Source organism: Micromonospora sp. GCM10011541 (assembly GCF_042650725.1).
GTDB lineage: Bacteria > Actinomycetota > Actinomycetes > Mycobacteriales > Micromonosporaceae > Micromonospora > Micromonospora sicca.
Genome location: NZ_JBHSBP010000009.1, coordinates 238,265 through 261,721 on the forward strand (window position 1 = coordinate 238,265; position 23,457 = coordinate 261,721).

27 protein-coding genes and 1 pseudogene are annotated in these 23,457 nt (G+C 70.1%); 15 read left to right on the forward strand and 13 right to left on the reverse strand.

Annotated features, from left to right (window positions below; all coding sequences use genetic code 11):
- Window positions 1–11 precede the first annotated feature (11 nt).
- Window positions 12–770, reverse strand: coding sequence for a peptidylprolyl isomerase (locus ACFOYX_RS03930; RefSeq protein WP_322439533.1), 759 nt, complete (start codon window positions 768–770; stop codon window positions 12–14).
- Window positions 771–888: 118 nt separating this feature from the next.
- Complete coding sequence (locus ACFOYX_RS03935) at window positions 889–1,101, reverse strand: KUP/HAK/KT family potassium transporter (protein ID WP_369292965.1); 213 nt, start codon at window positions 1,099–1,101, stop codon at window positions 889–891.
- A gap of 65 nt (window positions 1,102–1,166) precedes the next feature.
- Here ACFOYX_RS03935 and ACFOYX_RS03940 point away from each other — a divergent pair.
- Both ACFOYX_RS03940 and ACFOYX_RS03945 read left to right on the forward strand, forming a co-directional pair.
- Window positions 1,167–1,740: pseudogene (locus ACFOYX_RS03940) on the forward strand (DUF1275 family protein).
- Window positions 1,685–2,860, forward strand: coding sequence for a glutathione-independent formaldehyde dehydrogenase (locus ACFOYX_RS03945; protein ID WP_322439534.1), 1,176 nt, complete (start codon window positions 1,685–1,687; stop codon window positions 2,858–2,860). The pseudogene ACFOYX_RS03940 and the gene ACFOYX_RS03945 overlap by 56 nt, the downstream one beginning before the upstream one ends.
- A 30-nt stretch (window positions 2,861–2,890) precedes the next feature.
- Here ACFOYX_RS03945 and ACFOYX_RS03950 read toward each other — a convergent pair whose 3' ends face one another.
- On the reverse strand, window positions 2,891–3,346 hold the full coding sequence (locus ACFOYX_RS03950; protein WP_322439535.1) for a DUF5990 family protein: 456 nt from the start codon (window positions 3,344–3,346) through the stop codon (window positions 2,891–2,893).
- Window positions 3,347–3,622: 276 nt separating this feature from the next.
- On the opposite strand from ACFOYX_RS03950, the gene ACFOYX_RS03955 reads away from it, so the two are divergent.
- The gene (locus tag ACFOYX_RS03955; protein WP_322439536.1) at window positions 3,623–4,378 is read left to right on the forward strand and encodes an NAD(P)H-binding protein; all 756 of its coding nucleotides are present in this window, start codon (window positions 3,623–3,625) and stop codon (window positions 4,376–4,378) included.
- A 108-nt stretch (window positions 4,379–4,486) separates the two neighbouring features.
- Here the strand turns inward: ACFOYX_RS03955 and ACFOYX_RS03960 are convergent, their stop codons facing one another.
- Window positions 4,487–5,413: an acetamidase/formamidase family protein gene (locus ACFOYX_RS03960; protein WP_322439537.1), complete on the reverse strand. Its 927-nt coding sequence runs from the start codon at window positions 5,411–5,413 to the stop codon at window positions 4,487–4,489.
- 304 nt (window positions 5,414–5,717) lie between these two features.
- Here ACFOYX_RS03960 and ACFOYX_RS03965 point away from each other — a divergent pair, with 304 nt between their 5' ends.
- The 4 genes from ACFOYX_RS03965 (at window position 5,718) to ACFOYX_RS03980 (ending at window position 7,142) form a co-directional block, all read left to right on the forward strand.
- A complete protein-coding gene (locus ACFOYX_RS03965) occupies window positions 5,718–5,954 on the forward strand; it encodes a hypothetical protein (RefSeq protein ID WP_322439538.1) in 237 nt (78 codons plus the stop codon).
- A 37-nt stretch (window positions 5,955–5,991) separates the two neighbouring features.
- Window positions 5,992–6,189: a hypothetical protein gene (locus ACFOYX_RS03970; RefSeq protein WP_109799615.1), complete on the forward strand. Its 198-nt coding sequence runs from the start codon at window positions 5,992–5,994 to the stop codon at window positions 6,187–6,189.
- A 229-nt stretch (window positions 6,190–6,418) separates the two neighbouring features.
- Complete coding sequence (locus ACFOYX_RS03975) at window positions 6,419–6,577, forward strand: hypothetical protein (protein ID WP_322439539.1); 159 nt, start codon at window positions 6,419–6,421, stop codon at window positions 6,575–6,577.
- A gap of 157 nt (window positions 6,578–6,734) precedes the next feature.
- Complete coding sequence (locus tag ACFOYX_RS03980; RefSeq protein ID WP_322439540.1) at window positions 6,735–7,142, forward strand: DUF2267 domain-containing protein; 408 nt, start codon at window positions 6,735–6,737, stop codon at window positions 7,140–7,142.
- Window positions 7,143–7,183: 41 nt separating this feature from the next.
- Here ACFOYX_RS03980 and ACFOYX_RS03985 read toward each other — a convergent pair whose 3' ends face one another.
- From ACFOYX_RS03985 to ACFOYX_RS03995, 3 genes are all read right to left on the reverse strand, one after another.
- Complete coding sequence (locus tag ACFOYX_RS03985; protein ID WP_322439541.1) at window positions 7,184–7,669, reverse strand: NAD-dependent epimerase/dehydratase family protein; 486 nt, start codon at window positions 7,667–7,669, stop codon at window positions 7,184–7,186.
- 93 nt (window positions 7,670–7,762) lie between these two features.
- Window positions 7,763–10,456, reverse strand: coding sequence for a pyruvate dehydrogenase (acetyl-transferring), homodimeric type (gene aceE / locus ACFOYX_RS03990; RefSeq protein WP_322439542.1), 2,694 nt, complete (start codon window positions 10,454–10,456; stop codon window positions 7,763–7,765).
- Window positions 10,457–10,651: 195 nt separating this feature from the next.
- Window positions 10,652–11,275: a GntR family transcriptional regulator gene (locus tag ACFOYX_RS03995; protein WP_109799618.1), complete on the reverse strand. Its 624-nt coding sequence runs from the start codon at window positions 11,273–11,275 to the stop codon at window positions 10,652–10,654.
- 738 nt (window positions 11,276–12,013) lie between these two features.
- Between ACFOYX_RS03995 and ACFOYX_RS04000 the strand changes: the two genes are divergently transcribed.
- Window positions 12,014–12,160, forward strand: coding sequence for a hypothetical protein (locus ACFOYX_RS04000; RefSeq protein ID WP_322439543.1), 147 nt, complete (start codon window positions 12,014–12,016; stop codon window positions 12,158–12,160).
- Window positions 12,161–12,163: 3 nt separating this feature from the next.
- Window positions 12,164–12,784 carry a N(G),N(G)-dimethylarginine dimethylaminohydrolase gene (locus tag ACFOYX_RS04005; RefSeq protein ID WP_322439544.1) on the forward strand — a complete coding sequence of 207 codons (621 nt, stop codon included), beginning with the start codon at window positions 12,164–12,166 and terminating at the stop codon, window positions 12,782–12,784.
- A 375-nt stretch (window positions 12,785–13,159) separates the two neighbouring features.
- On the opposite strand, the gene ACFOYX_RS04010 is transcribed toward ACFOYX_RS04005, so the two are convergent.
- Window positions 13,160–13,543, reverse strand: a complete 384-nt coding sequence (locus ACFOYX_RS04010) for a UBP-type zinc finger domain-containing protein (protein ID WP_322439546.1) — start codon at window positions 13,541–13,543, stop codon at window positions 13,160–13,162.
- Window positions 13,544–13,988: 445 nt separating this feature from the next.
- Between ACFOYX_RS04010 and ACFOYX_RS04015 the strand changes: the two genes are divergently transcribed.
- Complete coding sequence (locus ACFOYX_RS04015) at window positions 13,989–15,824, forward strand: glycoside hydrolase family 15 protein (protein WP_322439547.1); 1,836 nt, start codon at window positions 13,989–13,991, stop codon at window positions 15,822–15,824.
- A 151-nt stretch (window positions 15,825–15,975) separates the two neighbouring features.
- Here the strand turns inward: ACFOYX_RS04015 and ACFOYX_RS04020 are convergent, their stop codons facing one another.
- Window positions 15,976–16,419 (reverse strand): OsmC family protein, encoded by a 444-nt coding sequence (locus ACFOYX_RS04020; protein ID WP_109802894.1) that lies wholly within the window; start codon window positions 16,417–16,419, stop codon window positions 15,976–15,978.
- 229 nt (window positions 16,420–16,648) lie between these two features.
- Here ACFOYX_RS04020 and ACFOYX_RS04025 point away from each other — a divergent pair, with 229 nt between their 5' ends.
- Window positions 16,649–17,446, forward strand: coding sequence for a methyltransferase domain-containing protein (locus ACFOYX_RS04025; RefSeq protein WP_322439548.1), 798 nt, complete (start codon window positions 16,649–16,651; stop codon window positions 17,444–17,446).
- A 140-nt stretch (window positions 17,447–17,586) separates the two neighbouring features.
- Here ACFOYX_RS04025 and ACFOYX_RS04030 read toward each other — a convergent pair whose 3' ends face one another.
- Window positions 17,587–17,829 carry a hypothetical protein gene (locus tag ACFOYX_RS04030; protein ID WP_322439549.1) on the reverse strand — a complete coding sequence of 81 codons (243 nt, stop codon included), beginning with the start codon at window positions 17,827–17,829 and terminating at the stop codon, window positions 17,587–17,589.
- Window positions 17,830–18,156: 327 nt separating this feature from the next.
- Between ACFOYX_RS04030 and ACFOYX_RS04035 the strand changes: the two genes are divergently transcribed.
- Window positions 18,157–18,816 carry a DUF6493 family protein gene (locus ACFOYX_RS04035; RefSeq protein ID WP_322439550.1) on the forward strand — a complete coding sequence of 220 codons (660 nt, stop codon included), beginning with the start codon at window positions 18,157–18,159 and terminating at the stop codon, window positions 18,814–18,816.
- A gap of 122 nt (window positions 18,817–18,938) precedes the next feature.
- Here ACFOYX_RS04035 and ACFOYX_RS04040 read toward each other — a convergent pair whose 3' ends face one another.
- Window positions 18,939–19,799 carry an aminoglycoside phosphotransferase family protein gene (locus ACFOYX_RS04040; protein ID WP_322439551.1) on the reverse strand — a complete coding sequence of 287 codons (861 nt, stop codon included), beginning with the start codon at window positions 19,797–19,799 and terminating at the stop codon, window positions 18,939–18,941.
- A 277-nt stretch (window positions 19,800–20,076) separates the two neighbouring features.
- Between ACFOYX_RS04040 and ACFOYX_RS04045 the strand changes: the two genes are divergently transcribed.
- Together ACFOYX_RS04045 and ACFOYX_RS04050 are read left to right on the forward strand one after the other, a co-directional pair.
- A complete protein-coding gene (locus ACFOYX_RS04045; protein WP_322439552.1) occupies window positions 20,077–20,499 on the forward strand; it encodes a hypothetical protein in 423 nt (140 codons plus the stop codon).
- A gap of 166 nt (window positions 20,500–20,665) precedes the next feature.
- A complete protein-coding gene (locus tag ACFOYX_RS04050) occupies window positions 20,666–21,037 on the forward strand; it encodes a metalloregulator ArsR/SmtB family transcription factor (RefSeq protein ID WP_322439553.1) in 372 nt (123 codons plus the stop codon).
- 359 nt (window positions 21,038–21,396) lie between these two features.
- Here the strand turns inward: ACFOYX_RS04050 and ACFOYX_RS04055 are convergent, their stop codons facing one another.
- A complete protein-coding gene (locus tag ACFOYX_RS04055) occupies window positions 21,397–22,248 on the reverse strand; it encodes an SDR family NAD(P)-dependent oxidoreductase (RefSeq protein ID WP_322439554.1) in 852 nt (283 codons plus the stop codon).
- 133 nt (window positions 22,249–22,381) lie between these two features.
- Complete coding sequence (locus ACFOYX_RS04060) at window positions 22,382–22,624, reverse strand: hypothetical protein (protein WP_322439555.1); 243 nt, start codon at window positions 22,622–22,624, stop codon at window positions 22,382–22,384.
- A gap of 175 nt (window positions 22,625–22,799) precedes the next feature.
- Between ACFOYX_RS04060 and ACFOYX_RS04065 the strand changes: the two genes are divergently transcribed.
- The gene (locus tag ACFOYX_RS04065; RefSeq protein ID WP_322439556.1) at window positions 22,800–23,273 is read left to right on the forward strand and encodes a MarR family transcriptional regulator; all 474 of its coding nucleotides are present in this window, start codon (window positions 22,800–22,802) and stop codon (window positions 23,271–23,273) included.
- The last annotated feature ends 184 nt before the right edge of the window (window positions 23,274–23,457 follow it).

A 23,457-nucleotide genomic window follows, 5' to 3' on the forward strand; every position in this document is an offset into this window, starting at 1 on the left:
CGGGTGAAGTTTCAGCGGCCTCGGTTGGCCCGGCAGATCTCCACCGGCAGGGCCGGCGCGCCGTCGACCGGCGCCGGGGCCTCCGGCGTGGCGGCGATCCCGCCGGCCGCGATCCGGTCCAGGGTGGCCAGCCCGGCCTCGTCGACCGCGCCGAAGACCGTGTAGTTGGGGCGCAGCGCCGAGTCGGACTGGACCAGGAAGAACTGGCTGCCGTTGGTGTCCGGGCCGGCGTTTGCCATCGCCAGGGTGCCCCGGGCGTAGAGCCGGCGGACTCCGGTCGGGTCGGTCGGCGCCGGCGGCAGGTCGGTCGGGAGTTCGTCCGCGTACCGGTAGCCGGGCCCGCCCTCGCCGGTGCCGGACGGGTCGCCGCACTGCAACACCTTCAGCGTCGGGTACGCGGTGAGCCGGTGGCACGGGGTCCGGTCGTAGAACCGGTGCCGGGCCAGGTGCAGGAAGCTCTGCACGGTGCACGGGGCCTGTTCCCGCTCGAGGGTCAGCCCGATCGGGCCCTGGCTGGTCCGCAGGGTGACCCGGACCGTGTCGCGATCGGGCGTGCGTCGGGGGTCCGGCGGCAGCGGCACCGGCCGGGCCGCCGGCTCGTCCGGCGTCGGCGTGTACCCGCACGGGCCCTTCGTGGGCGCCGGTGCGGCGGCCGGGGCCGCGGTCGCGGTGGCGCCACCGGCGGCGACCAGCGCGGCGGAAACCATCGCCACGGCCGCGAGGCGGGACGGCAGCGGCGGGACGGCGTGCGGTCGGGTTTCGCTCGACACGTGGGTCCTCCCTGGACTCGTGATACCAGAAAGACCGGAGTCTATGGATCAGGTGACCCGATGTCGATGCTGGAGCCCCGCGGCCGGCGGCTCGGCGGGCAGCCCGGAAGAAGAAGCGTTAGGCGCTCAGACGGGGACTTCGGCGCTGCGGACGATGGTGTGCTGCTCCGGCAACTGAAGGAACTCGGCACGACTGGCGGCGCGTCTTCAGCGCGTACAGCGGGCTCGTGCCGATGTCGCCGTACACCACACCCCACGCGCCCAGCAGCAGCCCCGGCCCCGCCGCCTTCCCCGCCGCCCGGTCCCCGGTCGGCTGCGGCGCGGGCGCCACTTCCCCCGGACGGCGGACGCTCGGAACTGCGCCGGTCCGCCCAGGCGGCGGAGGTGCGCGGCGGCATGAACGTCGGCGGCGTGGGAAGAAGCGTGCTGCGGCTGCTGGTGGTGCTCGCCGCCGCGTCCGGCTGCCTCGACGTGTTCTGACTGGCTCGACTGGGTGGCTTCTTCGCCAGCGTGATCACCGGCGATCTGGTGCAGTTCGGCCATGCGGTCGCCACGGCGGAGACTCCCCTGCTGGCGGGCCGACGGCGGTGGGCGGCTACGCGGTGGGCGTGGCCGGCGGCAGGCGGTACCTGCGCCACGCCAGGCCGGGCTGGCGCCGCCGGACCGGAATGGTCGCGCCGGCCGAGGCGGTGCTCCTCCTCGCTGTCGCGGCGGCTGGATGAGCAGCGCAGCGCACCCCGGGTACGCCGGCGGGCCGGTGTTGCTCGGCGGCGCCCTGCTCGGCGCGTTGGTGCTGCGCGTGGCGCCGATCTGGGCGCCCGCCCTGGCGGCGGCATCGGTCATCAATGTCGTGGTCGTCGCCGCCGGCCTGGCGCGGCGGATGGCCCCGATCACCGACCGGAGGGGGGGCACGAGTGAGAGCCGTGGTGTACGAGGACGTGCGGACCGTCGGGGTGCGGGAGGTGCCTGACGCGACGGTGGAGGCGGAGACCGACGCGCTGGTGCGGGTCACCTCCAGCGCCCTGTGCGGCACGGACCTGCACATGTACGACGGGCGGACCGGAGCCGACCCGGGCCTGGTGCTCGGCCACGAACCCCTGGGTGTGGTCGAGCAGGTGGGCCGCGCGGTGCAGACCGTCCGACCGGGCATGCGGGTGGTGGTCCCCACCCATCTGTTCTGCGGCACGTGCGCGATGTGCGCCCGGGGGCTCTCCGCGGCCTGTCTACGTGCGCGGGCCGAGGGGCCGGGAGCGGCCTACGGATACGCCGGGATGGGCCCCTACCGCGGCGCCCAGGCCGACCTGCTCCGCGTGCCGTGGGCCGACGCGAACTGCCTGCAGGTGCCCGGAGAGCCCGGCGACGCGCACGAGGACGACTTCGTGCTGCTCGCCGACGCGTTCGTCACCGGCTGGCACGCCGCCGCCACCCTCGCCGGGGTGGAACCCGGTGACACGGTGGCCGTGTTCGGCGGCGGCACCATCGGCCTGCTCAGCGCCTACTCGGCCCTGCTCCGCGGCGCCCGCGTCGTGTACTGCGTCGACCGGGTGGACGCCCGGCTGGACAAGGCGGGCGAGATCGGGGCGGTCCCGATCGACTTCCGCCGCGGCGACCCGGTGGAGCAGATCCGGGAGGACAGGGCCCGAGCCGGGTTGCCCCTCGGCGAGGACAAGCTGGGCGGGGTCGACAAGGTGGTCGACGCGGTCGGGTTCCAGGCCGCGGACCGGGAACGCCCCGAGCAGGAACGCCCCGACCAGGTGATCGCCGACGCGGCACGGCTGGTCAACCCGACCGGCGCGATCGCCGTCGCCGGGGTGTACCCGGACAAGGACCTGCACCCGCGCCCCGGCGCGACGACCCACGAAGACCTGGTCGCCCCGTGGGGGACGCTCTTCGGCAAGGGCGTCGCGGTCCGGTTCGGCCGCACCCACGACCGCCGCTACACCCGGCTGCTGCGCGACCTCGTGGTCTCCGGCCGGGCCAGGCCCGGCGTCATCGTCACCCACCACGGCAGCCTCGACGACGCACCCGAGCTGTACCAGCGCTTCGACCGCCGCGAGGACGGGGTGATCAAGGCGGTGCTGCACCCGTGACACCGATCCGACCAGCCGGCCCCGACAACCCTAGGTGGCGGACCAGGTGACCTTCGGCGGTCGAACGGCGGCGCACAGCGGGTGACCTCTGGCGTCGGTGAGGCCCAGCCTGGCCGTCAGGCTGCCGGCACCGACCGCCGCCTGCGCGGTGGCTGCCTCGACACCGTCCAGCCACAGCTTGGCCCGCCGGAACATGGTGAACGTGCCGGTGTCGTCGATCTCGCCCCAGGACAGGTAGATGAAGCGCCGACCAGGTCCGCCCTGGATGTACGGCCCGCGCACATCGAGACTTCCGTCGGTGACGGTCGCGGCAGTGCAGTCCAGGTCCCAGGTCACGGCCGCGGCGTCGCCCGGCTGCAAGTCGAGCCACCGGGTCGGCTGGTCGCGCCGCTGCACGCCGACATGGATGTTGCGGTAGCCGGGGAAGTCGCCGCTGCTGCCGCAATCGCGCCCGGGAAGGTCGTGGCCCTCGATGCGGATCCGCACCAGGCCAGCGTAGACCCGGGGCGTCGGTCGAGGGACCGGGCGAGACCGAGCCGCCCGGAACGCGCGATGCCGCCCACCGTACGCATTCATGAGGCATGATGTCTCCACGCCACGTACCCGCAGGTGCGTAGGCTGGTTTCGGCCCGTGAGACCTTCCACCGGGCCAACTCCGTCAACTGCCGTCGGTGCACCTGTCACGGATCGGTGCCCTGTTTCCGTCGAACTGGTTGGCAACGCGACCCAGCCCATCACCGGCAGACAGGAAGTGGTTCGATCATGAAGATCGTCGTCATCGGCGGCACCGGCCTCATCGGCTCCAAGCTCGTGGACAGACTCGGTGCGCAGGGCCACGAGGCGGTGCCGGCGTCACCGAAGACCGGCGTGAACACGCTGACCGGCGAAGGCGTGGGCGAGGTGCTCGAGGGCGCCGACGTCGTCGTCGACGTGTCGAACTCTCCCTCGTTCGAGGACGCCGCCGTGCTGGAGTTCTTCGAGACGTCCACCCGGAATCTCCTCCCCGCCGCGGCGGACGCCAGGGTGGGGCACTACGTGGCGCTCTCCATCGTGGGCGCCGACCGGCTTCCGGACAGCGGGTACATGCGGGCGAAGGTCGCCCAGGAGAAGCTCATCGTCGCGTCCGGGATCCCGTATTCGCTGGTGCGCGCCACGCAGTTCTTCGAGTTCGTCCAGGGCATCGTCGACGCCGCCACGGACGGCGACACCGTACGCCTCGCGTCGGTGCTCATTCAGCCGATGGCGGCCGACGACGTCGCGACAGCGGTGGCCGAGGTCGCGGTCGGTGCGCCGAAGAACGACGTGGTCGAGGTCGCCGGGCCGGAGCAGTTCCGCCTCGACGAGCTGGGCCGATCCGTTCTCGGCGCCCGTCACGACCCGCGTTCGGTGGTGACCGACCCCGCCGCCCGGTACTTCGGCGCCACGCTGGGCGAACGCTCACTCGTTCCCGCCGACGGTGCCCGCGTCGCCGGTACGCGCCTCGACGACTGGCGCGCGCAGGCGGCCCGCAAGCAGTAACCCGCTACGTCGGCGCGACGGTCGGATCCGTCGGCTTGCCGAGGCGCTCCACCAGCTCCCGTACCGCCTCGGTGAACGGCTCGTCGGACTCGCGGCCCTTGTGTCGGCTCAGCGCAGCGCGCCGTCGCGGAGCACCGCGTGCGCGCCGACGGTCTGGTTGACGATCTGCGTAACCCGTACGTCGACCGCGATGCTGGCCAGCGCCACGGCGTCGGGGCGGCTGATGTCGTACCACCGTTGCATCAGGGTCAGCATCGAGTTCAGGGCCATGAACGTGGCGTCGTCGAGGGTCGCGCCGACGCCAAGTGTCAGCCAGGCGTCCGCGGTTCGGGCCACGGGCCCGGTGACCGGGAAGTCGTCGCGGACGTCGAAGGTCAGGGTCACCTCGTCCATCGGGCACTCGATCGCGGTGCCGCCGATTTCCCCGTCCCCCTGCGCGGCGTGCCCATCCCCGACTGAGAACAGTGCCCCGTCGACCGGGATCGGCAGCAGCAGGGTGCTGCCGGCGGTCAATTCCTTGCAGTCCAGGTTGCCGCCACAGGGTCGGGGCGGGATCGTCGAGTGCCGCCCCGGTTCGGCCGGCGGCATGCCGAGCACCCCCATGAAGGGACGCAGCGCCACCGTGTGGCCTTGCTGGTTGCGGCCGGTCATGGCCACCGGGTCCAGTTCCCAGGCGTGCACCACCCCTTCCTCCTCGACGCCGTACCGCTGGTTGAAGCCGCTCGGCCAGCCGCCGGCCACGGTGGTTCCCCAGGTGCCCGGGACGATCGCGTCGATGCGTACCTCGATGGTCTGGCCGGCTCGGGCGCCGCGGACCGCAACCGGACCGATCAGCGCGTGTCCGTGGTCGGGCTGGTATTGCGGTGCCCGGGGCCGTTCCCGGTTCCGCCCGCCCGGGTACGGGCCGGCCGACCACCAGCAGTCCAGGGTGCGGTAGGTGACGGTGTCGCCGGGGTCGATGGTGAGCACCGGCGGGAAGTCGGGGGAGAAATGGCCGTGCAGGGTTTCATCGCCAGGTGCGAGGGTGTGTCGCATCTGCGCAGGCTAGTTGCTGTTCCTGGGGTCGGGCGTCCAGGGGCGCGTCGGTAGCCACGACGATCATGCATGAGCTGCCCGGCGGCTCGGTCGGTCGCACGGCAGCCCGCGCCGTCTCGGCGTGCGTGCCCGTCCGCGTGGTCCACTCGTCGTCGCCGAGGTCGTCGAGGGCGATGTTGATGACGTTCGCCGGCACCGCGTCAGCCAATCGCTTGAGGTGCTCGTCCTCGTGTGAGCGCCGCGTTGGGTATGGCCGAGGCCGGGTAAGCGCGCAGCGACCGAGCCCAGGACCAGGGAGGCGAAGTTGGACTACCAGAAGTCAGACGTCGAGGTCGTCTACCGGCGCGGTGACTGGAACAGCTGGAGCGACATCGTGCGGCGGCTCGAAGGCGGTCTCAGCCGCGACCAGCAGGCGGACAACGAGCTCAGCGAGGCTGAATCGCGGCAACTGCTGGACGGCTTCCGCAGGCTCGACCAAAAGGGCGAACGCTTCACCGACGACCCCGCCGGCGCCTACCGCGCGCTGCAGTCGGTCCAGTGACCCGAGGGAGGATCCCATGGCACGCGATCGTGCGGAGATGACCACCGGCCAGCTGCGCAAGGAGGCTCAGCGAGCTGGCATCGACAACACCGACCAGATGAACAAGGCCGAGATGATCGACGCGCTCGGCGGGTCGACCAACGTCAACCGCGGTGGCGGCCAAACCCAGAAGGATCCGAAGCCGAAGGGGGTAAGTCCGCAGGACTACAAGAACCTGCCCGGCAATCAGACCTGACCCGGATCGGCGTCTCGCCCAGCGGCGAGACGCCGACGTCTGGATCGAGGCGCCACCACCGGACTGCCCGCAAGCGGGCGTTTCCGGGCGGCAAGCGCCGCCGGCAACCCGCCCTCCCGCACAAGTGCGCTGATGGTTCCGTTGGTGTTAGGTCAGCGCGCGCAGGGGAAGTCACCCGGTCAGCAGGGCCCGTTCCCGGGCCAGGACACGCGCCATAGGGGAGGCTGACATGGCCGATCGCGAGCAGCTGCACGAACTGCGCCAGCGCGCCCACGACGCGGGCATCGAGGGCAACTCGAAGATGACCGAGGACCAGCTGCGAGAGGCCCTGCGCAAGGTCGGCAAGGGCGCCGAACCCCAGATGGCGAAGCGGGAAGCCAAGAGCTGACCATCGACCTGCGGTCGTCAGCATCCGGAGGGGTATTCGCGACGGCGCGGGCACAGCCCTGGTGACCGAGCTGCTGAGGGTCAGGCTGCGGACGGTCGTGCCGCCTGGTGACCGCGGAGAGTGATCGTCGCTGAGGCAGACGTGGGAGGTGGCCAACGTGCAACATCACGAGCTTGTGGGTCAGGTCCAGGCGAAGGCGCGACTCGCCGATATCGGTGAGGCGACGTCCGCCATCCGCGCCACACTGCAGACGCTTGGCGAGCGGGTTCCGGAAGGACTAGCCGACAACCTCGCCGCTGAACTTCCTCGCGAGATCGGCGAATACCTGCGGCAGACCGCCGGGGCGCCCAGCAGGGGTGCCCGGTTCGACAGGGACGAGTTCGTCGGTCGGGTGGCCGATCGCGCGGGAATGGACCGGCCGGAGGCGGCGTTTGCGGCTCGGGTCGTCCTAGAAGTCGTCGGCGAGGCGACGCAGGGCGGCATCATGAACCGCCTTCAGGCGGCACTTCCGACGGACATCCGTCAGATGGTTCGCTCCGGTAGCAAGGGGGAGCTACCGGGTTGATCGTCATCAGCCCCCTACGTAGAGCGTTTGGGGCAAGGCGATCAGCTGAACAGCTCTCGGAATCCCGCCCGCCATGACGGGTATTCGAGGTTCAGCCCCAACGCAGACTTGGCCTTGGCGTTGCTGGCCGCGCGGAGCTGGGTGCCGTAGTACACGGCTTGAACGCCGATCTGTTCCTCGGCCTCCTCCTTGGAGACGCGCCGCGGCGGAGGGGCGTCCAGGATTTCGGCCAGGTAGGGAAGCCACTCAGCCTGAGGGGCGGGCTCGTCCCCCACTACGTTGTAGATACCGGGGCTTCCCCTGTCGACCGCTTGCACGGTGGCCGACACCGCGTCGCGCACGTGAATGAACGGATACCGGCCGTTGCCCTCGCCGACAATCGGCACGTCGCCCGACGCGACCCCTGTCGCCCATTCTCCACCCGGCCCGATCGCGGTGCCTTGACCGTAGAGAAAACCGTATCGAAGGACGACGTGCCGATCCCCGGCCCAGTGGCGTGACCTGGCGATCCGTACGCCAAACGGCATTCCTCTGCCGAACCAGCCTGGTCCTCATCGCCGCCATCATCTGGCTGCCATGATCGACAGGGCACGCCCTGGACGAACAAGCCCTAAACCGGGTTAGTGGTCGTAGGCGATTCCGTAGCGCTTCCGGGCCTCCTGTACGGTCTCGGGCTTGACCTCGCCGCGCCGGGCCAGGGCTGCGAGCGCCGCGACCACGACCGACTGCGGGTCAACCCCGAAGTGGCGACGGACGGCCTCCCGGGTGTCGGAGAGGCCGAAGCCATCCGTGCCGATCGAGTGCCAGTCCTGCGGCACCCACTGGCCGATCTGGTCCGGGACCGCCCGCATCCAGTCGCTGACGGCGAGCACGGGGCCGGGGGCGCCGGCCAGCACCCGGGTGACGTAAGGGATCCGGTCCTCGCCCTTGAGCTGCGCCGCGTCACAGTCCAGAGCGTCGCGGCGCAGTTCGCTCCAGGAGGTGGCGGACCACACGTCGGCCGCCACGCTCCAGTCGCTGGCGAGGAGTCGCTGGGCCTCCAGGGCCCAGTGAATGGCGGTGCCGGAGGCGAGGAGCTGCAGACGCGGGGCGTCCGCCGCCAACTCCTGGGCATTGGCTTCCTGGAACCGGTAGAGGCCCTTGAGGATGCCCTCCTCGATGGCCGCGCGCGGCGGCATGGGCGGCTGGGTCTTCGCCTCGTTGTAGACGGTCAGGTAGTAGAAGACGTTTTCCGCGTCCGGCCCGTACATCCGGCGCAGACCGTCGCGGACGATCACGGCGACCTCGTATGCGAAGGCCGGATCGTAGGCGACCGCCGCAGGATTGGTGGAAGCGATCAGGTGGGAATGGCCGTCCGCGTGTTGCAAGCCCTCGCCGGTCATTGTCGTACGGCCGGCGGTGGCGCCGATGAGGAAGCCGCGGCCGAGTTGGTCGGCGAGCGCCCACATCTGGTCGGCCGTCCGCTGCCAGCCGAACATCGAGTAGAAGATGTAGAAGGGAATCATCGGCTCGCCGTGGATGGCGTACGACGTGGCGGCGGCAGTGAAGTCGGCCATCGAACCGGCCTCGGTGATTCCCTCGTGGAGGATCTGGCCGTTCGTGGCTTCCTTGTAGTACAGGAGCGTGTCGCGGTCGACCGGGTCGTAGGTCTGTCCGCGCGGCGAGTAGATCCCGGCGGTGGGGAAGAGCGACTCCATGCCGAAGGTACGCGCCTCATCTGGAACGATCGGCACCCAACGCTTGCCCGTCTCCTGATCCCGCATCAGATCCTTGACCAGGCGGACAAAGGCCATGGTTGTTGCGATCTCCTGACTACCGGACCCCTTGGCCAAGGTTTCGAAGGGCTTGGCGGGCGGCTCGGGCAGCACCACCGGGTGGACCCGGCGAGCCGGGGCGGGCCCGCCCAGCTCGGCCCTGCGCTCGTGGAGGTAACGGACCTCCGGCGAGTCGGCGCCGGGGTGGGCGTACGGCACCAACTCATCGTTGAGCTTGCTGTCGGGGATGGGGAGTTCGAGGAGGTCGCGCAGCGCGCGGAACTCGTTACCCGTCAGCTTCTTCATCTGGTGGTTTGCGTTGCGCGACTCGAATCCGGGGCCGAGCGTGTAACCCTTGACCGTCTGGGCGAGGATCACGGTTGGCGCGCCCCGGTGCTCCACCGCGGCCCGATAGGCGGCGTACACCTTGCGTGGTTCATGGCCCGCCCGCGAGGCGTGGAAGCACTCGGCGATCTTCGCGTCGGTCAGCACCTTCGCCATCTCGACGAGCGCCGGGTCGGCGCCGAAGAAGTGGTCGCGGATGTAGCCGACATCCCGGGCCACGTACGTCTGGAACTGCCCGTCGGGGATTTCGCGCAGCCGGCGTACGAGCGCGCCCGTGGTGTCGAGCGCGAACAGGTCGTCCCAGGCCGAGCCCCAGAGCGACTTGACGACGTTCCAGCCCGCCGCGCGGAACTGGGCCTCCAGCTCCTGGACGATCTTGAAGTTGGAGCGCACCGGTCCATCGAGCCGCTGCAGGTTGCAGTTGATCACGAAGGTGAGATTGTCCAGGCCTTCGCGACCAGCGAGGGCGAGTGCGGCGGTCGACTCGGGCTCGTCCATCTCGCCGTCGCCGAGAAACGCCCACACCCGCGAGGCGGAGGTGTCCTTGATGCCACGGTGCTGCAGATAGCGGTTAAACCGCGCCTGGTGGATCGCCGACAGCGGGCCCAGGCCCATCGACACCGTTGCGAACTCCCAGAGCCACGGCAGCCGGCGCGGGTGCGGGTAGGAGGGGAGGCCATCGCCGCCAGCCTCCTGCCGGAACCGATCGAGGTGGCCCTCGGTGAGCCGTCCGTCCAGGAAGGCGCGGGCGTAGATGCCGGGGGAGGCATGGCCCTGGAGGTAGAGCTGGTCGCCGGAGCCGTCGGCCTCCTTACCGCGGAAGAAGTGCTGGAAGCCGGTCTCGTAGAGCCAGGCGGCGGAGGCGAAGGTGGCGATGTGGCCGCCCAGTCCGTAGCGGCTGCCCCGGGTCACCATCGCGGCGGCGTTCCACCGGTTGTAGGCGGTGATGCGCCGTTCCATCTCCTCGTCGCCGGGGAAATCCGGCTCGGCGGCGGTCGGGATGGTGTTGATGTATTCGGTCTCCAGCAACTTCGGCAGCGCGAGCCCGGAGCCCTCGGCGTGTTCAAGAGTGCGGCGCAGGAGGTACGAGGCGCGGTGCGGGCCGGCTGCCGCGGTGACGGCGTCGAGAGAGGCGGCCCACTCGGCGGTCTCCTCGGGGTCGCGGTCCGGGATCTGATCGAGTGCGCTTGGCTGCTTTCGCCCGATGTCGGTCATGGTCGCCGCCTTCCGACGGTTCCGGACCTCTCGTCCGCTGAGCGGGAGGTCGAGACGGTGAGACAGGGGACCTGCCGGCCGGGACAGCTCGGGCCGATGGAGGTCCGATGCCACTATAGTTCTGATCGATGATCGATCAAAGGGCCGCGAGCAAGCTTTCCAGTGGCCACGGAAGTCGCATCCCAGGCCGCGAAATCAGACTTGGGGTGCACAACCGAGCACATGCTCCTTGACCAACTCGTCGACCCGGGGATCCCGTCGCCGAAAGGCCTCGACGATGGCCTCGTGCTCCTCCGCGTACGACTGCTGGCGGGTGCCCAGCCACCGGATGGAGAGGGTCGTCCAGACCTCGATACCGAGTGACTCCCAGGTGTGCAGCAGCACGCTGTTCCCGGATGCGCGCACCAACTCCCGATGGAAGGCGACCGTATGACGTACCTGGGCCTCGGCATCACTCCTGCGATCGGCCTCGTGAAGCGCGGCGACCTCGGGCTCCAGGACGGAGACGTCCTTGCCCAGTCGTGGCGCGGCAAGCGAAGCGGCGATCTGCTCGAGGCCCGCACGCACGGGATAGATCTCCTCGAGGTCGGCCGCGGAGAGATTGCGTACCCGTACGCCCTTGTTGGGTGCGGACTCGATCAGCCGCAGCACCTCCAACTCGCGCAGCGCCTCCCGGACGGGCGTCTGGCTGACCTCCAGCTCCACGGCGATCCGCCGTTCCACGATCCGCTCGCCCGGCTTCCAGCGCCCGCTGACGATCCCCTCGACGATGTACTCGCGGATCTGCCGAGGCAGCGAGTGGACGACGGGCAGGGCCATGGGCGCTCCTCCGGAGTTGGGTGGCTGCCTAGACAATACGGCGGCCAATCGGAGGTTCGGCCCCAATTTCTATACGGTCCAGAGCATGATTATGCCCGGCCCTGAGATCTCTCCGGATGGTCTTGATGGCCTTCTAGGCCGGGGGCGTGCTGACCCGGGTCCCTCCTGGTGATCCCGTCGATGCCCGGCTCCGGCTTCTCCGGCAAGCCGAGCGCGCCCGGCTGGGGCCCCGAAGGCATCGCGAGGACCACATCCTCGAACAACTCGACCCGTGGCTCGCCCGAGCCCTCTCCCCCGGCCGACACACCGCCACCATCCAGGCACCGACGTCCGGCCTGGTGCTTCTCGATCGTCACTCAGTCAGCCGTCGAACCGCTCCCAGACAAAGTTCGAATCGCGAAGCGGGCGGAGCGCCGACCGATGCCGGCTCCCGGCGTACACCTCGATCGAGCCACCTCGGAGGCGGCGGTTGTCACGACCAAGCCGTTCCCGGTGGGATCCGAAGCCGGCGATGCTGTGTCTCCTACCGGGCGCTGTTCCGCGGGCGGCCCCTGCACGCATTCTGACGAGTGGAGACAGGACCCGAGCAGGAGGTGGGAGCGGTGCGTCGGACGCAGCTGAACGTCGCCTCGTGCAGGGCGGCAACGAGCGGCAGTTCTGCATTCCTCAATCGGGCGCAGCGCGAGCTGCTGCCTGCCCTGCTTGAGCTTGGCTGACAGGCGCATGCAGACTGGTGGCATGACGCAAGGCATTGCCCTGGTCCGGCGACCCAGCGACCGGCTGGCCGAGGGGCTGGTCACCCACATCGAGCGCAGCGACGTGGACGTCGCGCAGGCCCGGCGTCAGCACGAGGCGTACCGGGCCGCGCTCGCCGAGGCCGGCTAACAGGTGCGCGAGGTCGCCCCCGCCGATCACTGCCCCGACTCGGTGTTCGTCGAGGACACCGTCGTGGTCTGCGATGGCCTGGCGGTGATCACACGGCCGGGCGCGCCACAGCGCCGTCCGGAGATCCCCGGCACGGAGAAGGCGGTACGCGAGGCCGGGCTGGAGGTCGTACGCATCGAGGCCCCCGGGACGCTGGACGGCGGCGACGTGCTGCAAATCGGCACCACCGTGTACGTGGGCCGAGGCGGCCGCACCAACGGCGAGGGCCTCGCCCAGCTGCGCGCCCACTTGGCGACCCGCGGGCGCACGGTAATCCCGGTCCCGCTGCGCGACGTGCTGCATCTCAAGTCGGCCGTGACCGCACTGCCCGACGGCACCCTGCTCGCGCTGCCGGAACTGCTCAACGCGACCGCGCTCCGGCAGCCCATGCGCACGGTCGACGAGGAGGCCGGCTGCCACGTCGTGCCACTCGGTGACGACCTCGTGCTGCTGGCCGCGTCGGCGCCGCGCACCGCGGCGCTCGTAGCGGACCTCGGCTTCACGCCGGTCATCGTCGACATCGGCGAGTACGAGAAGCTCGAGGGCTGCGTCACCTGCCTGAGCGTGCTGATCCCCCGGGTCTGAGCCACGCCCCAGCCGGACCCGGTCGGCGGCAGATGAGCGGACCCGATCTCGCTCTCGCCCGAGCGCTCTGGGTCAAGGCTGGCTGGTTCAGGCGTTCGCCAGCGGCGGATCGCCTGCATGTGCCGACTTACCCCGAACTATCCGACCTCCGTAGGTCGCACGGGACGGACGGCGCGGCATCCGGCGGTGGCTGCTGTAACCGCAGATCGAGGCCGCGGAGATAATCACGCGCGATTAGCAAGAGATGCAGGCTGCGTTGATCTTGTCGTCGCGTGGGCGAGGCGACCGGGGCGCCGGTCGGGCGGTGTACGGGCCGGAGGTCCGTGCCCGGACACCATCGGGGTCCGGGGACTTGACCGGACCGGCAGGTCACAGTCAGTGCAGCCGGGTCTTCCAGTCCTCCGGTACCCGCCCCCGGGGACCGGGGGCGGGCTGGTCGAGCGGGTGCCAGTGCGGCTCGGCCAGCTCCGGCCCGTCGCCGTAGAACTGGTCGTTGGAGTAGTCCCAGAACCACGACTCGCCGGGTTCGAAGCTTTGGATGACCGGGTGACCCGTCGCGGCTGCGTGAGCGGTCGCGTGCTGGCTCGGCGAAGAGTCGCAGCAGCCGACGTGGCCGCAGGCCGCACAGCGGCGCAGGTGGAACCACCACCCGCCGGAGGATTCGCACTCCACGCAGCCCGGGCCACTCGGTGGCACGGCAGGGTCGATCGCCGCGGTCACGGCCTGCGGCTCCGGCTCGGGCTTGGTCTGGTCACCCACGATGCGTTCCCTCCCGGCTCACGGCCTCCGACGGTCGGACCGATCCGCACGTGTCCCGCCTGGTCGCCCCGGCCTCGCAGTCTGGCACCCGAAAGCGTCGGCCCGCACCCCGACCCCGCCGGGTGTGCCGGCCGGCACTCAGCCGAGGGGTCTGAGGATCGGTGCGGTGTCGGGAGGTCCCGGCCGGGTCCGACGGCGTGGCGATAGCTCACCGGCCTGACCGACGGGACGGCCGGACTTCTGCCGTTGCCGGCGTACCCTGCCCGCCAGCTGGTGGCCGGCGGCGCGCCCGTCGGCTGGACCGGCCCGGCACGGCGCCCCGCCCGTCGCTGGGCCGCAGGACCGGTCCGGCGGCCAAAGCCAGGTGCGCTTTCACGCTTGGACTGCGGTTCGAGGGAGGCGTGACGTGGCGGTGTCACTGCGTTCCGCTCGGGTAGTCCGTTCCATGGGGTGCGGACGGATCGCGGAGCACGGCTTCTTGGCCGATGGTCGCAGCGCGGTGCTGGTGGACCGCACCGGGTCGGTGAACTGGTGGTGTCCTGCGCGCTTCGACGCTCCGTCGGTGTTCGCCCGCCTGCTTGATGATGACGCCGGGCACTGGGTGATCCGTCCCGAGGGTAGGTTCAGCACGGACCGGGCCTACCTGACCGATACGCTCGTGCTTCGTACCGTCTTCACCACCGCGACGGGCAGCGTGGCGGTGACCGACGCGCTGGCCCTCGAACCGGGTGCGCGGGGCCATGAGGTCGGTCTGCACTCGCCGAGGGTGCTGGCCCGGGTAGTGCGGGGACTCTCCGGCGAGGTCCCGCTGCGCTTGCACTACCGGCCACGGTTCGAGTACGGCCGGATGGTCCCCCAGCTGGTACGGCAGGACGACGCGTTGGTCGCCAGTGCCGCGTCGGCCCGGCTGGATCTGCGCGCGTCCATCCCACTGGTGTGCGAGGTCGGGGAGGCGTTCGGGTCGTTCACCGTACGAGCCGGCGAGACGCGTCACTTCACCCTGGGGTACGCGCCGGCGTACGGCGCCGGCCCGCCAGCGGTGCTCGATGCCGAACAGGTGATCGACAATGCCGTCGCAGGCTGGCGCTCCTGGATGGGCCTGCACGACTACCGTGGCCTCTACCCGGAGCAGGTGCGACGCAGCGCGCTGGTGGTGCAGGGCATGACCTACCGGCCCAGTGGTGCCGTGGTGGCCGCCCCGACGATGTCCCTGCCCGAGGAGTTGGGCGGCGAGCGCAACTACGACTACCGCTACGGCTGGGTACGCGACTTCAGCTTCACCCTGGAGGCGCTCTGGCGCGTGGCCTGCGCCGACGAGCTCAACCTGCACGTCGGGTGGTTGACACGGTCGATGGGCATGAACGAGGGCATCGTGCCGATCATGTACGGGGTGGAGGGCGAACGGGACCTCACCGAACACCACCTCGAGCACCTGGCCGGCTTCTCCGGCAGCCGACCGGTACTGGTCGGCAACGACGCCTGGCGACAACGGCAGAACGACGTCCACGGTGAGCCGCTCAGCGCTGCCTGGCTGATGCGGGAGCACCTCGACCCGATGCCGCCGGACATCCGCCAACTGCTGCGCGCGATGACCGAGCGGGCCGCGCGGGACTGGCACCTGCCGGACGCCGGGATGTGGGAGGCACGCGACGCCGAACGCCACTACGTGTCGTCGAAGGTGCAGTGCTGGACGGCGTTGGACCGAGCCGTCCGCTTCGGGTCTCACCTGGGATCCGAGGCGGACGTCGCCAGGTGGGCAGCGGCACGGGACGAGGTACGACGAGCCGTGCTGACCCGGGGCTGGAGCGACCGGCAGGCGGCATTCACCGCGGCCTTCGACACCGATGAACTGGATGCGTCGGTGCTGCTGATGCCGATGGTCGGCTTCCTTCCCGCCGACGACGCGAGAATCCGTTCCACCATCCGGATGATCGAGGAGAGGTTGTCCCACGACGGCCTGCTGCGCCGCTGGCAGGGCGACCCCGCCGGCTTCGTGATCTGCTCCTTCTGGCTGGTCAGCTGCCTGGCGCTGGCCGGCGAGCGCGACCGGGCCGGGCGGCTTTTCGAGCGGCTCGCCGACCGGGTCAACGACCTGGGCCTGTTCGCCGAGCAGATCGACCCGTACAGCGGGGAAGCCCTGGGCAACTTTCCTCAGGCGTTCTCGCACATCGGCCTCATCAACGCCGCCGGAGACCTCACCGACCTGGACGCCGGGCGCCACGACCTTCCGCCGGCACCAGAGCGGCTCATCCCCGCCAGCCAGAAGGCGGTCGGCCGGTGAACGACCACTGCCACAATTGGGCCGTCATAGTCGAGCCGAAGTCAGCGCCAGGGCAGCCGCCGCGACCGGCGACGCAGCCGCGGACTGGGCGGGCACTCGCTCCATGAGATCGAACGCGCCGCCCGCAAATCCCGGGTGACGCCCGGAGACCTCAGTCCCCGGTGGAACCGGCAGCCTCGACGATCGAGACGGGAGTGCCAAGTTCGACGGTACGGGAGACGGTGCAGAGCCGTTCGTGCGACTGCTGCAGCGACCGGGGCAGCGCCTCGCGCGCCCGGTCGCCGTCCGCGCCCACCGGGAATGTCACGGTGAACTCGACCCTGAGGTTCTGCATCCGGTTTCCCCCGACCTCGTCCCGGATTTTGTCGCCAGTGACTTCGACGGAGAACTGAGTCGGCTCGGCGCGGCGGCTGGTGATGTGGTCCACGTCTATCGCAGTGCAGCCGCCGATGGCAGCCAGAAGCAGTTCCACCGGCGTGAAGCTGGCGTCCTCGCCCGTGCCCATCGACAACGATCCGCCGCGGACATTCCGCGCGACGTACTTCCCCAGGCTGGTGCGCTCGATCTCCACCGAGCGGAAGGTGTCCTCACTCATGACAGGGAAACTACCTTCTGGTCCCCGAGCCACCGGCCTGACCGGCCGATCGGCCCATCCTCAACCGTCGAGACCGCCATGCTCGAGTCGAACGACTGGGGCGTCTGCAACGGCGTCGGCGCCAACCTGCTCGGTCCTGCTCATGGAGCGTCGCGGCGTCATCCAACCACTCGAACCTGAACCACGAGTCCGCGCCAACGCGGACATCAGCGAGAGGGATGATGCGGACGTGGCCAATGACAGCGGTTATCTGCTCGACAATCAGCAGGCGGAAGCGGGGACTCGCTTTGGCGCCCTGGCGGCGCTGTTCAACCCTTCCACGTTTCGGCACATCGACGCGCTCGGCATCGCGGGAGGCTGGCGGTGTTGGGAAGTCGGCGCCGGAGGCCCCAGCGTGCCGTCCTGGCTCGCCGCGCGCGTCGGCCCGGCGGGGCACGTGCTTGCCACCGACATCGACGTCTCGTGGATGACCGCTGCCGCCGACGCCGGCTACGAAATCCGCCGCCACGACGTCGGCGTCGAGCCGCCGCCAGGGGATGGATTCGACCTGGTGCACGCGCGCCTCGTCCTGGTGCACGTTCCACAGCGTGCCGCGGCGCTTGCCGCCATGATCTCGGCGCTGCGGCCCGGCGGCTGGTTGCTGGTGGAGGAGGCCGACCCGATGATGCAGCCGCTGGTCTGCCCGGACGAGTCGGGACCGGCCCAGCAGCTGGCCAACAAACTCAAGCGCGACTTCCGCACGCTGATGGCTCAGCGTGGTGTCGACCTGTCCTACGGGCGCACGTTGCCTCGGTTGTTGCGCGGCGCGGGACTCGTCGACGTCGAAGCCGACGCCTTCTTCCCGATGACCGGCGCTGGCTGCACCCTGCTGGAGCAGGCCACCGTGGCGCAGGTCCGCGACCGGCTGGTCGCCGCCGGCCTGGCTACCGACGAAGAAGTCGACCGGCATCTCGACAACGTCGCGGCGGGGCTTCTCGACCTCGCCACCTCGCCCATGATCTCGTCCTGGGGCCGGAAACCTGCTTGAATCGCTCGGAGACCCGTACGATTGTCCCGGCACTGCTACGGGTCCCGCCCCCAGATCCTCGTCTCGGCATGACAGCGCACGGCGCCAGGCGCTACCAACGCGACGGACAGCGGCCATGAGCGGACGCTGACCAGCAGGTGTCAGTCACAGATCAACGCGTCGAACTCGGGCTCGCCGACCACTCTCGGCTCTGTGCCAGGCTCTCGCACGAGGATCTTCCCAACGGAGAGATGCTCCAGGTCGCTCAGCGTGAAGCGGACATACACGACGGACCAGGAGCTGTCGGTGGTCCAGCCGCGCAACGTGAAGGTTACGTCCGGTCGACAGCGAGCCGGCGACGCCTTCATCTCGGCTACTTGCTGCGCCTGCGGCTCGAATACCATCTGCCCGCCGGCCCTATGTCACCATTCTTGCTCGTGTGTCCTCAGTGGCGGCGCGGCTACGCGCATCATCTTGCGCACCAGACGAATTGCCGAACACCCCGGATTGGGGATGACTTTCGTTCATCCGGCTGGCCACGGGGACAGCGCGGTTGGAACATCGCGTGGCACGATTCGCGGACGCCCGAGCGGTACTCCCGGGCGACCGCCGCGCGCCTGGTCTCGCCGGCCGGCCGCCGGTTCGCCGGCTGGCTGGCCACTCCCGCCGAACCGCGGACCTGGGTCGAGGAGGTCGGGCACCAACCGTACGTCTCCAGCCGGCGGATCGCGATGCTGGACCCGGCCGGCCTGCCGGCCGAACTCGCCGATCCGCGCAGCGCGGCCGACCGGGCCAGGTCCGCCCGGAACGCAACAGCCGTGGCCCTGTGGCCGATGATCGCACCGTCGCACCGCGAGGCAATGGCCGCGCACCTCCAGCCGTTCGCCGCCGCCATCGTGGACCGCGGCAACCCCGGCACGGGTTTCCTCGCGGGGCTCGCGGCGGCCGACGGCCCGGCCGGCCCGGCGATGTCCCTGACCATGGCGTACGCGCTCGCCAACCACCGGCAAACCGTGCGGCTAGCGGCCGGCGACGCGCTCATCGAACTCGCCGCCCGCCCGGGCTGGGACAGCACGGGTATCGGGGCGGAGGTAGGGACACTCGCCACGGCAGACCGGATCGTGCTGCAGCGGATCGTCCAGCCCTTGGCCGAGGCGCTCAAGGCCGGCGCCCGCGATACGGTCTGGCAGGTGACGTCCGCGGCGCTGCCGGTCCTCCTGCCCGCCGGACCGCGCCCTGGTCTGGCCGACCTCGTCGACCTCGCCGCCAACGCCGCTCCTCGTGGCGGCCACTCCGCCGACCTGCCCGGCCTGGCCGCGCTCGCCGCCACGCCCGGCCGCAACCGCCTCACCGAGGCCGCCCGTCGGCTCGCCGCGTTCATGCCGACCTGACCTCTTCGGGCCCGCCGCAGAGGTCACCGAGCAGAAAGCGCTGGTCAGCGCACTGTCGATGGGATCGGAGTCTCAGCTGTGGGGACACGCACAGCGCGTAGCCAGTCGGCTGGTCGTGGCACTCACGCCAGTTCGGCGATCACTGCGCGGACCATTCGGCGGCCGTGCTCGGCCATTCGCGGGAAGGTGTGCCGGTAGTAGTCGATGCCGGTCAGTGACGGTGCGAGGGCCCAGCCGCAGGCGCGGCGCCAGGTGGCGTCGTCGTACTCGATTGCCTCTCGGTAGGCTTTTCGGGCCGCTCCGGTGAAGGTCCATAGCGCCGGAGCCACGTCCGGCGCCGGATCCCCGACACCGAGTGCGCCGAAGTCGATGACCGCGGCCAGTCGGCCGCGGTCGGTGATCAGGTTGCCCGGCTGCAGATCACCGTGGATCCATACGGGGTCCCGGTCCCAGTCAGGAGCAGCCAGGCAGGCGTCCCAGGCCGCCTCGGCCGCGGTCACATCGAAGCCGTCGTCATGTTCGGCGAGCCGGGGCAGCACACGGCGGACGCCTTCATCGGCGTGGAGCAGGGCGGACCCGCGGGAACCCGGTGGCTTGAGCGGACCGCCGGCCGGGTCCACCCCGTGCAGGGCGCGAACGAAGGCTGCCACATCGCGGGCCAGGCGTACGTCGTCGCAGCCAAGCCTGGGAGGCGTGTTCCCCACGACCCACGGCACCACGGTCCACCGCCACGGGTACCCCGCGCCCGGCTCGCCCACCTGAAGCGGAACTGGAATCCGCACGGGCAGGTGGGCGGCCAGCAAGGGCAGCCACCGCGCATCGGAATCGGCCTGGTCGACCGCCGAGGCAATCTTGGGCATACGGGCGACGAGTTCGTTGCCGATCCGAAAGAGTACGTGGTCGGTGCCCTCCCACTCGTCGGGTAGGGGTGTCACGGGAAGGTCGGCCCACTGCGGGCACTGGGCCGCCACCAGGCGGCGCACCTGCCCGACGGTGGCTCGGATCTCGTCATCATGGATGGGCACGGCCGGCACGGTAATGCGGTTAGGCGGTGAGGTGCCAACCGATTAGGTGTCCAGCACCGACGCACCCGAAGGACTACGGCGCCTGATCGAAGTAGGTGCTCTCCTAGCACGTCGCCCACCGGCTGGTGCATGACGGTGAGACGGCGCTCGACGTGCCGGCGAAGCTGTCGGCGCAGGTGCCGGTGTTCGCCACCGGCAACGGCCGCAAGACCGACCCGGTGGATGCGCAGTCGCGATGGTCGCGCTGCGCACCCCGAATCTCGTGTCGGTTCAGGTCGATGCGGACCTGGTCGTGATGGGGATGCTGGTCGACCGCCGCGACGAGCTTGGCCGGGCACGGACGCAGACCATCAATCGGCTGCACCGGTTGTTGTTGGAGCTTTCCGCGTGGGGTTTGCGGCGGCGGCCGGTACAGCCGCAGATCGGCCGGGGAAGCTCCGCCTCGCCCGCGCCGGCCGCCTGGCGCACCGTCCGGTTCGCGTCGCCCGGTTCACATCCGGTGGTGCGCAGCAGCTCGCTGTTCGCCGTACGCAGATCGATCGTCACTCCGTCGCCGTACGAGCGGACGCCCTCGGCCCACGAGGTTGCAACGACCCGTCCTCTATCGGTCTTCATCCCCGCTCGCACATCTGTTCCAACATCAGGGTGGCGACGCTGACACGAACGTGTCACGCGGTCCCAGCGTGCATGACGCCTTGAGAATGGGCAGCGGCTGCTCGTAACCTCGCCGCCCCGGCCCCCAGCCCTCCTCGCATCCGGCCTCGCGGTCGCCATCGGGGTACTGGTTCCGGTTCCACCGGCCCATCGATGGTGTTGGTGGAACGATGGAAGACGTGGGAACTACGAAAACGACTATGCCTGCTATCTCGCCGCTTGCTGGCGAGCCGATTAAGCGTGCCGATGCCGAGCGGCTCGCGGGAGTGCTGAAGGCCTTCGCCGACCCGGCCCGGCTGCGACTGCTCAGTCTGATCCAGTCCGCTCCGGAGGGCGAGGCGTCCGTGAGTGACCTCACCGCGCCGCTTGGTCTTTCCCAGCCGACCGTGAGTCATCACCTTCGGATCCTCACTGAGGCCGGCCTGCTCGAGCGCGAGAAGCGGGGCGTCTGGGCGTACTACCGCATAGTGCCGTCCGCGATCGCGGCGGTCGCCGACCTGTTGACGCCGCCCCGCAAGCGGGCGACGAAGAAGGCCCGCTGAGCGGCACTCTCGAGGGCCGCACTGTCGTAGAGGGCTGGCAGGATGCTCCTTGAGCATCAGCCCTCGCCTCGTGGCGTCCTTCCGCGTGCCGGCGAACGCTCCTCGCGTACCGGGTGTCGCCCACACTGCGGACACGCCCGCCGTCCAGCGGTGGCCGCACCGCCGGCTCGTCGTGATCCGCCGGGACGACGAGCTGTCGGCGTACGGCCTCGATATGCTCCTCGCCGGCGACGACGCTCCCGCCGCCCGGTTCCCGGCGCCCTGGCCCCGCATCGGGGACGACGACCGCTGCCTCATCGACGTCAACCCGTGCGGGACGCGGTTCCTCACGGTTGGGGCGCGCGCATCGCCGCCGAGGCCTACCTGGCTACGGGTTCGAGGAGTTGCTGGGTTTCGTACCAGAGTTGGGCCTGCGCGCTCGGGTCGTTCCCTGGTGGCGTGGGCTGAATCTGGCGGGTTCCGCGGACGGTGTAGTAGCCGCCAGTGCGTCCGGTGAAGCGGGAGTCGGTGGCGAGGGCGACGATGAGGCCGGTGCCGCGCGCGGGGTCGCCGATCCTGAGCCGGGTGAGGACCTTTCGGAGGATGCCAGCGAAGCGGAGCTCGCGGCCGAGGCCGGTGGTGTTGAAGCCGGGGTCGAGGCAGTTTGCGGTGATGGTGGTGCCGGCGAGACGGCGGGCGAGTTTCATCGTGAACATGATGTCGAGCAGTTTCGTCTTGCCGTAGCGCTCGGATGACCCGCGCGCGCTGAACGGGCTTGTGTCGGTGAGATCCTGCGGGATCCGGAGCGTTCCGTGACGGCGGGAAGCTTCGGACGCGACGTTGACGATCCTGGCGGCGGGGGCTCGCTGAAGTGCGGGCAGCAGTGTGTGGGTCAGTAGCCAGGGGGCGAGGTAGTTGACGGCCACCATTTCGGGGTAGCCGTCGGGGGTGGTGCGTGGCTGGAAGGCGTGGATGCCGGCGTTGTTGACGAGTACGTCGATGTGGTCGTAGCGGTCGGCGATCTCGTGGCCGATACGCCGGACGTCGTCGAGCCGGGTGAAGTCGCCGAGGAATGCGTCCACGCGGTCGGTGCCGATCTCCTGGCAGGTCTGTTCCGCCTTCTGCTGGCTGCGGGCGGTGATGATGATGCGGGCGCCCTGTTGGGCGAGTTTGATGGCGGCCAGGCGGCCGAGTCCGCTGGTGGCGCCGGTGACGACGATCGTGGGTTCCATGACGGTCCTGTTCCAAGGTTTGTCGGCGCTGGGTCATCCGGTGACGAAGGGGTGGTCGGCCTCGACGGCGTCGGCGGCCCGCTGATGGCGGGCGCGCCGGCGAACGGCCAGGGCAATGAGCGCGCGGCAGCGGCTATATGACGGCGCCGACCAGCAGGGTCGTCTGCTTGCCGGCGAGGAACGACATGTTCGTGTAGTCGGTCAGGGCGGCGGCGAGTTGGGGTGGCTCCCTCGGGATTCGGCGCGACGCCGCCAGCGACGGCGGTCCCTGCCGAATCGCTTGAGCGGCCGGGGTCAGCGCGGTAGGCAGACCCGAGTGGTCAAGAAGATCGCTGAAGTGTGCGCTGGTGGCGACGGCCATGAACCTGCCGAGCACGGCGACTCCGAGGGTGGCCCAAGACGGCTGGCGGTTTGCCGCACACCGACCATGGTTGCTGACAGATGCTGGATCTGCAGCCGGAACAATGATACGACGAAGAGCCGTGGCCACGACCATCTCCGCTCGAAGTAGTTTGCCGATGCCCATTACCGTAGCCTGATATGGTGGAGATATGCAAACTACCTCACCCGTGGACGAGAGCCGGCACAAGATCGAGCTGGCTCTCGGTGAGCGGATCAACGCCCTCATCAGCGCGACCCGGGCGTTGAGCGAACGCAGCGCCGCGCACTTCCATCCGCACCTGCAACCGGCCGCGTTCCACATCGCGCGCTGGCTCTACGCCTTCGGGCCAGCACGGCCCAGCGAGGTCGCCGAGGCCGTCGGAATGGACCGCAGCTCCACCAGCAGCCTGATCGGCAAGATGCGATCACTCGGCTTGCTGGACAGCTCACCGGCCCCGGACGACCGGCGCAGCATCATCGTCCGACTCAGCCCAGAAGGTCGGCAACGGGTCTCGGCAACGCTCGAGGAGCGCGGCAAGGAGTTCTACACCCGCACGCAGGACTGGTCGACCGCCGACCTCACCCGACTCGTCGAGCTCCTCGGGCGTCTCACGGCCGACCGATCATCCGAGACCGGGAGTTAGGTCCTGAGCTCGAGGGCCATGGGCCCCCAAAGCCACCCTTACATCGCCGCACTACGTCCGGCGAAGTCGCGCGGTCAGCGGCATGAACGAATGAGTTTGGATGGCGTGACCAAGCTTGCCCAAGTGGACGCACGCCGCCCCTTCGTAAATGGGTAGCGTGAGCGCAGGGAGGCAAGCAGGCTCG